We start from the raw sequence: 6,250 nt of genomic DNA, 5'->3' as shown, positions 1-6,250 counted from the left end.
GGTGCGGACTCCCGCCCTGACCCGGGCGCGAACGCCGTCGTCGGCGCGGACGGGTACCCGGCGACGGGTCCGGACACGTGCTGGACGAGGGTGATCAGGACGTCGCGGCTGGACTCGCGGCTGCGGGCGTCGCAGTCCACCACGGGGACCCGCCCGGACAGGTCCAGGGCGCGTCGCACCTCGGGCAGGGCGGGTCCGGGGCCGAAGCGGTTCACCGCGACCACGAAGGGCGTGCGGTGGTGTTCGAGCCGGTCCACGGCGTACCAGGAGTCCCGGATGCGGTCGGTGTCCACGAGGACGACCGCGCCCAGGCTGCCCTCGAACAGCTGGTTCCACAGGAACCAGAACCGCTTCTGGCCGGGGGCGCCGAAGAGGTAGAGCACGCGCCGCTCGTCCACGGTGATGCGCCCGAAGTCGAAGGCCACGGTGGTGGTGCGCTTGTCGCGGACGGCACTGAGGTCGTCGATCCCGACACCGGCCCGGGTCATGACCTCCTCGGTCCTCACCGGGCGCGTCTCGCTGACGGAGTCGACCAGGGTGGTCTTGCCGACGCCGAACCCGCCGACGACGACGATCTTGAGCGCGTTGTCGGCCGTCGCGGCGAGCGGGGCCCGGTGCGGCCCGGCCGGCCGTTCAGAGGCGTTGGAGGGCAAGGAGCACCTGCTTCAGGGTCTCGGGGTCGTGCCCGGCCTCCTGCCGGGTGAGGGCCGCCGGGTGGCGGGCCGTCACCCGCCCCGTGTCCAGCAGGTCCAGCAGGAGGATCCGCACGACGCTGACGGGGAGCCGCAGCTCCGCGGACAGCTCCACCACGGCGGTCGGGTACGCGCACAGGCGCAGGATCGCGGCGTGCTCGGACTGCATGCCGGGCACGGGGTCGCACTCGGCGACGACGAGGGTGACCGAGTCCAACACGCGGGTGTCCGCGTCGGAGCGCCCGCCGGTCACGGTGTACAGGCGGTCGGGGGACTCTCCCCGGAGGCAGTCGTGGTGGGTCACCGCTGCTCGGCGCCCACTCGGACCCGCTCGCTCCGGCGCGGGGCGGCCGTCAGGAAGCCGCCGATCCGTTCGACGAGTGCGTTCATGCTGTGGCCGATCACGCCGACGTCGGCTTCCCCGGCGGCGATCACCGCCAGGTGGGCGCCCTCCCCGGCGCGGATGATGAGCAGGACGCCTCCGCCGAACTCGACCATGGCCTGACCCGCGCCTCCGCGGTCGCCGAACTCGGCGGAGGCGCTCAGGGACAGGCTCTGGATGCCCGCGGCGATGGCGGCGAGCTGGTCGGCGCGGTCGGTGTGCAGTTCGCGGGTGTGGCACATCCTGAGTCCGTCCCTGGACAGCACGAGCACGTGGCGGATGCCCGGTGTCCCGTGGCGCAGGTTCTCCAGAAGCCAGTCGAGGCTGGTGTCCATGGTGTTCATCGGGGTCGCGGGGCAGCCGCGCGCGGGCCCGGTCCGTGCCCCTCCCTCCGTTTCTCTTCTCTACTCTTCGGCTCGTTGTGGCTGGCGGGCGTTGCGGAAGGACGCGAACCTGGTGCCGGGGTCGCCGCCGGGTCCGGGCGTGACCGGACCGGCGGAGAGCTGGTCGGGCTCCTCCCGCAGCGCCGCGGCGAGGGTCTGGCCGCGCCGCCGCCGGGGCAGCCCGGAGGCGGCGCGGGCGGGCGCGGCGGCGCTGTCGGGCCCGGGGGCCGCCGTACCGGCACCGGGGCCCGGTCCCGCGGCGGGCGCGGGCCCGGCGGAGCGGCGGGGGCGGTGCCCGGCGCGCGGGCCGCCGGGAGCGGGCTGGGACTCGGTGACCAGGTGCGGCGGGACGAGGACGACGACGCCCACGCCGCCGCGGGCCGAGGGACGGAAGCTGACGCCGAGCGCGTGCTTGTGGGCGAGGCGGCCCACGACCGCCAGGCCCGTGCGGGTGCCGCGCAGCGTGGACAGGTCGCGGGGCTCGGTGACCAGGCTCTCGGCGAGCCTGCGCTCGCGCACGCGCATGCCCAGTCCGCTGTCCTCGACGGTGACGGACAGGCCGGTGTCCTCCTCCTGGACGTAGACGTGCACCTCGGTGCCGTGGGCGGAGAAGTTGGCGGCGTTGTCCATGAGTTCGGCCAGGGCCTGCATGACGCCCTCGGCGGCGTGCCCGGCGATGGAGGCGGTGCTGGTGTTGTGCAGGCGCACGCGGCGGTAGGCGTTGATGCGGCCCATGGCGCCGCGCAGGACGCTCTCCATGACGATGGGCCGGGTCCAGCGGCGGCCCGAGCGGCCCCCGGCCAGGACGACGAGGCCGTCGGCGAGGCGGCCCGTGCGGGAGACCCCGTGGTCGACGTCCAGGAGGTCGCCGAAGACACCGGGGTTGTCGCCGTAGCGGTCCTGGAGTTCGCGGAGCCTGGCCAGCAGGGAGGTCAGGTGGGCCTGGATGCGGGCGCCGGAGGCGGCGGCGGTCTCCATGGCCGAGGCGGAACGGCGGGCGGCGGCCAGCAGCTCCTCCAGCGTGTGCGCGCGCAGGCGGGCGAGGGCGCCGTGGACGGGGGGCAGTTCCTCCCGCAGGGTCTCGGCGGCGCCGACGCGGTCCTCGCGCACGCGGGCGACCATGAGCGGCAGGCCGACGCGGTCGAGGTCGGCGATCTGCTCCTCCAGCGCGGTGCACCGGGCGAGGGCGTCGGCGGCGCGCACGCGCGCGGTGTCGAGCTCGGCGGTGACGGCGTGGGTGAGCCGGTGCAGCGCGACGTGGCGGGGCTGGGGGTGCTCGGCGAGGACCTCGCGCGCGGTGCGGCCCGCGCGCAGGCCCTCGGTGAGGGCGGGCAGGAGCTGGTCCACCAGGTGCTCGGCCTCGCGTTCGAGGGCCTGGGCGGTGGCGTCGACCCGGGTGCCGTGCTCGCGCGCGGCGCGGGCCGCGGCGGCCTGGTGCGCCGCCGCGGTGACGGCGGCGCACAGGGCGGCTCCGGCCGCTCCGACGGCCAGGGCCACGCTCTGTCGGGCGTCGGGGTGGGCCGTGACGACCGCCCAGGACCAGGCTGGGGCCGCCAGCGCGGTCACGGCGACCAGGGCGAACAGGGCCTGTCGTCCGGGGCGCGGTGGCCGCCGTTGTCGGTCGGACGGGTGAACTGGCATGGGCGGGTTCCTCGCGGGGCAATCGCGCGAAGGGAGCGGGCCGTGCCCGGTCCCGTCGCCCGGTCTCCGGGCAGGGGAGGTCCACCCGGTTTCCCCCGGGGAATTCGAGGGCGGACGGAAATCACCGTAGACCACGGGCGAAAGGCACGTGGGCTTTCTCGCGAGGAACCCCGGTCAGACGGCGGAGAAGTGCGGCATCCCGCTTTTTCCGCTCTTCTTAATTCTGACATACCCCTGCATTGCGCGCTTTTCGCGCGGATGCTCGGTTCAGGAGAAAAGGAGGAAGACCGCGAGGACCACCGCCAGGAAGACCAGCGCGCCGATCGCGGAGTGGCGTCGGGAGGCGGCGCCCGCGTCGGCGGCGCGCGCGGGCAGGCCGGGCCAGCACAGCACCGCGGCCGCGGCGGCCCCCGCGCTCAGGGCCACGTCCAGGTACCAGACCGCCACGGGGAAGGACGCCCACGTGGTCAGCAGCAGCGAGAGCACCAGGAAGAAGAGCGTGTGGGCCGTCCGGTTCAACACGTCCCAGCGGTCCGCGAAGCGGAACCTGCCCCGGCCCCGGAACCGCAGGAGGACGTCCGCCGCGCTCACGACGCAGATGCCGTTGAGGAACGCGGCCCCGGCGTAGGTCAGCACGTCCGTCACGCTCATCGGGCGTCCTCCGTCAGCAGTTCCAGGACGGCGTCTTCCAGTCCGGTGGTCGTGTTGCCGAAGGCCAGCACCGCGCGCCCGCCCTCCCGGTCCAGGGCGACCATGGAGGCGAAACCCCCGGTACCGCCGTTGTGCCAGGTGACCTCGGTGCCGCCGTGCTCCTGTGTGACCCAGGCGAACCCGATCCGGTGGTCCGGCCCGCCGTCCCAGCGCGGTTCCAGGGCCGCCGCGCCCGGCGCGGCGCCCTCCAGCAGCGCCCCAGCGAAGCGCGCCATGTCGGCGGGGGTGGAGCGCACGCCCCCGGTGGGAGCGTAGGCGTGGGCCAGCCAGGGGTCGGCCCGGCGCCCCCTGTCGGTGTAACCCCGGGTCGCGTCCTCGGGCAGGTCGTCCCCGGATTCGGGCAGGGTCGTGTCGTCCATGCCCAGGGGGTCGAGCAGCCGCTCGCGCAGGAGGGTGGCGTAGTCGGTCCCGGCGGCGTTGGCCAGGGCGTGGCCCAGGATCGCGGTGCCCATGTTGGAGTAGCGGGACTCGCCGCGGTCGGCCAGCTCCGCCGCGGCCACCTGCGCGACCAGGTCGTCGTAGTCGTAGGGGTAGGGGTCGTTGCCCAGGTAGGAGGCCGCCACCGAGACCGCCATGTCGGGCACGCGGGTGGAGAGTCGGGGCAGTCCGGAGCGGTGGCTGGTCAGCTCGGCCAGGGTGACGTCGGCGGCGGGGGCGCCGTCCAGCTCGACCAGCTCCCCGAGCCGGGTGTCGGCGGTGACCTCGCCGCGTTCGACGGCGATGGCGAGCAGCATCCCGGTCATGGTCTTGGAGACCGAGCCGATCTCGTAGTCGGTGCCGTCGTCTGCTCCGAAGTGGGCGAAGCTCACCCGTCCGCCGTCGACCTCGACGACGCTGACGCGGTCGCGCACGCCCTCGGACAGCAGCGGGCGCGCCCGGTCGAGGAGTCCGGGGTCCCCGGACTCCTCGGCGGACAGGGCGGGTGTGTGCGGCCGTGCGGCGACCCCGAGCACCACGACCAGGGCGGCCGCCGCACAGGCGACCGCGACAGTTCTTCCTCTGGCTCTCACGGAGCCCTCCTTACTGGGGTGCTCCCCCGGCCGCCGTGAGGATGGCGAGCAGGGGGACGACGCGTTCCGGTGGAATGGCGTAGTGGCCGCGCCGGACGGTGGTGAGCCATCCGGCCGCGGCGAGCAGGTTGACGTGGTGGTAGATCTGGCCGGTCGTGCCGAAGTCGGAACGCTCGGCCAGGGCGGCGACGGTCCCGGTTCCCCTCCAGACCGCCTGTAGCAACTGGAGCCGGACGGGGTTGCCCAGGGCGTCGAGGCTGGCGGCGTGGCGGGCCCAGTCGGACTCCTCCAGGCGCTCGACCGGCAGCCCCTGCTGCCACTCCAGCGTGTCCTCCTCCCCCTCCCCGCCGCGGACGATCCCCGCGAAGACCACGCCGCCGTGTCCGGTGACGCGTTCCCGCAGGGCGTTGAGCGCGAAGAACACGTCTCCGAGCGCCTCCGCCCGGGGTGTCTCGGTCGCGCGTTCGCCGGCCGCCTCCAGGGCGCTGACCCGCGCCTCCAGCTCGGCCAGGCGCTCCTCCGTCGTCCTGTCCACCGCACCTCCACCTTACATGCTTTTCCGTAATTACGTACTTTTAGAGTAGCAGGCCCGGGAGCTTTGCCCGATCCGTAGGAACGGGTGGGGTGTCGCTGACCCGCCGGGTCGGATGATGAAGACAAGGCGCGCGGATCGCGCATCCGCAAGAGGGACACCCGAGCGGCCGTTCCCACGTCCCGGACCGCGCAGAGGCCAGCGGGGACGGCCGGGAAGGATCCGGAACATGCGAACGCAGGCAGCCAACGGCTGGCAGTTCTTCGTCGCGACACTGCTGATCGTCATCGGGGCGGTCAACGTCATCCAGGGGCTGGTGGCACTCCTGACCCCCGAGTTCTACGCCGTGGAGAGCACGGACGTGCTCCTGGTGGGCTACACCTCCTGGGGCGTGCTGCTGGGCCTGTGGGGGGCGGTGCTGATCGTCGCCGGTCTGGCCGTGCTGTCCCGCAGCACGTGGGCCCGGGGCTTCGCCCTGGTCCTCGCCTCGGTGAACGCCATCGCCCAACTGGGCTTCGTGATGGCGATGCCGCTGTGGTCGATGGTGGCCATCGCCGTGGACCTGCTGGTGATCTACGGCCTGACCGCCGGCTGGCCCGACCGCGAGCGCGAGTCCGGGCGCACCGAACACCACGAGGGCGCCTACCAGAGCGGGTACAACGCCGCCCACGCGGCGCCCAGGCCCGCGCAGTCGCCGGAGGGGAGCACCGGCTCGCCGCAGCAGGCGGCCGGACCGCAGCAGACCACCGGGCAGAACTACTGAGAGCCCCTCCCGGGCCGCCCCCGTTCCCCAGGACGGGGGCGGTTGCGCACGCCCGCGCGCGGCCGGTGGGGGCTGCCGGACCGGAGAAGACCCCTTCGCGCACCTGGGGACGGCCGCCGCGGACACGGCCGGGGGC

General features: G+C 74.3%; 8 protein-coding genes. 1 reads left to right on the top strand and 7 read right to left on the bottom strand.

Annotated features, from left to right (window positions below; translation table 11 throughout):
* The 7 genes from DQW06_RS24965 to DQW06_RS24935 all read right to left on the bottom strand — a co-directional run.
* On the bottom strand, positions 1-653 hold a 653-nt coding region (locus DQW06_RS24965; protein ID WP_117199425.1), incomplete at its 3' end, for an ATP/GTP-binding protein.
* The gene (locus tag DQW06_RS24960) at positions 634-996 is read right to left on the bottom strand and encodes a DUF742 domain-containing protein (RefSeq protein ID WP_013152188.1); all 363 of its coding nucleotides are present in this window, start codon (positions 994-996) and stop codon (positions 634-636) included. The genes DQW06_RS24960 and DQW06_RS24965, both read right to left, overlap by 20 nt.
* Positions 993-1,418 carry a roadblock/LC7 domain-containing protein gene (locus DQW06_RS24955; RefSeq protein ID WP_013152187.1) on the bottom strand — a complete coding sequence of 142 codons (426 nt, stop codon included), beginning with the start codon at positions 1,416-1,418 and terminating at the stop codon, positions 993-995. Before DQW06_RS24955 ends, DQW06_RS24960 begins: the two co-directional genes overlap by 4 nt.
* Before the next feature lie 60 nt (positions 1,419-1,478).
* Complete coding sequence (locus DQW06_RS24950) at positions 1,479-3,098, bottom strand: ATP-binding protein (RefSeq protein ID WP_232833147.1); 1,620 nt, start codon at positions 3,096-3,098, stop codon at positions 1,479-1,481.
* Positions 3,099-3,365: 267 nt separating this feature from the next.
* The gene (locus DQW06_RS24945; RefSeq protein ID WP_013152185.1) at positions 3,366-3,749 is read right to left on the bottom strand and encodes a hypothetical protein; all 384 of its coding nucleotides are present in this window, start codon (positions 3,747-3,749) and stop codon (positions 3,366-3,368) included.
* Entirely contained in the window at positions 3,746-4,819 is a 1,074-nt protein-coding gene (locus tag DQW06_RS24940) for a serine hydrolase (RefSeq protein WP_013152184.1), read from the bottom strand. Before DQW06_RS24940 ends, DQW06_RS24945 begins: the two co-directional genes overlap by 4 nt.
* Before the next feature lie 10 nt (positions 4,820-4,829).
* Positions 4,830-5,354, bottom strand: coding sequence for a helix-turn-helix transcriptional regulator (locus DQW06_RS24935; protein ID WP_013152183.1), 525 nt, complete (start codon positions 5,352-5,354; stop codon positions 4,830-4,832).
* A gap of 226 nt (positions 5,355-5,580) precedes the next feature.
* On the opposite strand from DQW06_RS24935, the gene DQW06_RS24930 reads away from it, so the two are divergent.
* The gene (locus tag DQW06_RS24930) at positions 5,581-6,114 is read left to right on the top strand and encodes a hypothetical protein (RefSeq protein ID WP_013152182.1); all 534 of its coding nucleotides are present in this window, start codon (positions 5,581-5,583) and stop codon (positions 6,112-6,114) included.
* Positions 6,115-6,250 lie beyond the last annotated feature (136 nt).

The organism is Nocardiopsis sp. TNDT3 (assembly GCF_003427465.1).
In the GTDB taxonomy this organism is placed as follows: Bacteria; Actinomycetota; Actinomycetes; order Streptosporangiales; family Streptosporangiaceae; genus Nocardiopsis; species Nocardiopsis dassonvillei.
Note: the sequence above shows the minus strand (reverse complement) of the source record. Positions and strands in the feature narration are given on the sequence as shown.

Excerpts from the sequence above, each read along its gene's own strand:
- DQW06_RS24955 (WP_013152187.1), bottom strand. The coding sequence starts at position 1,418 with ATGAACACCATGGACACCAGCCTCGACTGGCTTCTGGAGAACCTGCGC.
- DQW06_RS24950 (WP_232833147.1), bottom strand. The coding sequence starts at position 3,098 with ATGCCAGTTCACCCGTCCGACCGACAACGGCGGCCACCGCGCCCCGGA.
- DQW06_RS24945 (WP_013152185.1), bottom strand. The coding sequence starts at position 3,749 with ATGAGCGTGACGGACGTGCTGACCTACGCCGGGGCCGCGTTCCTCAAC.
- DQW06_RS24930 (WP_013152182.1), top strand. The coding sequence starts at position 5,581 with ATGCGAACGCAGGCAGCCAACGGCTGGCAGTTCTTCGTCGCGACACTG.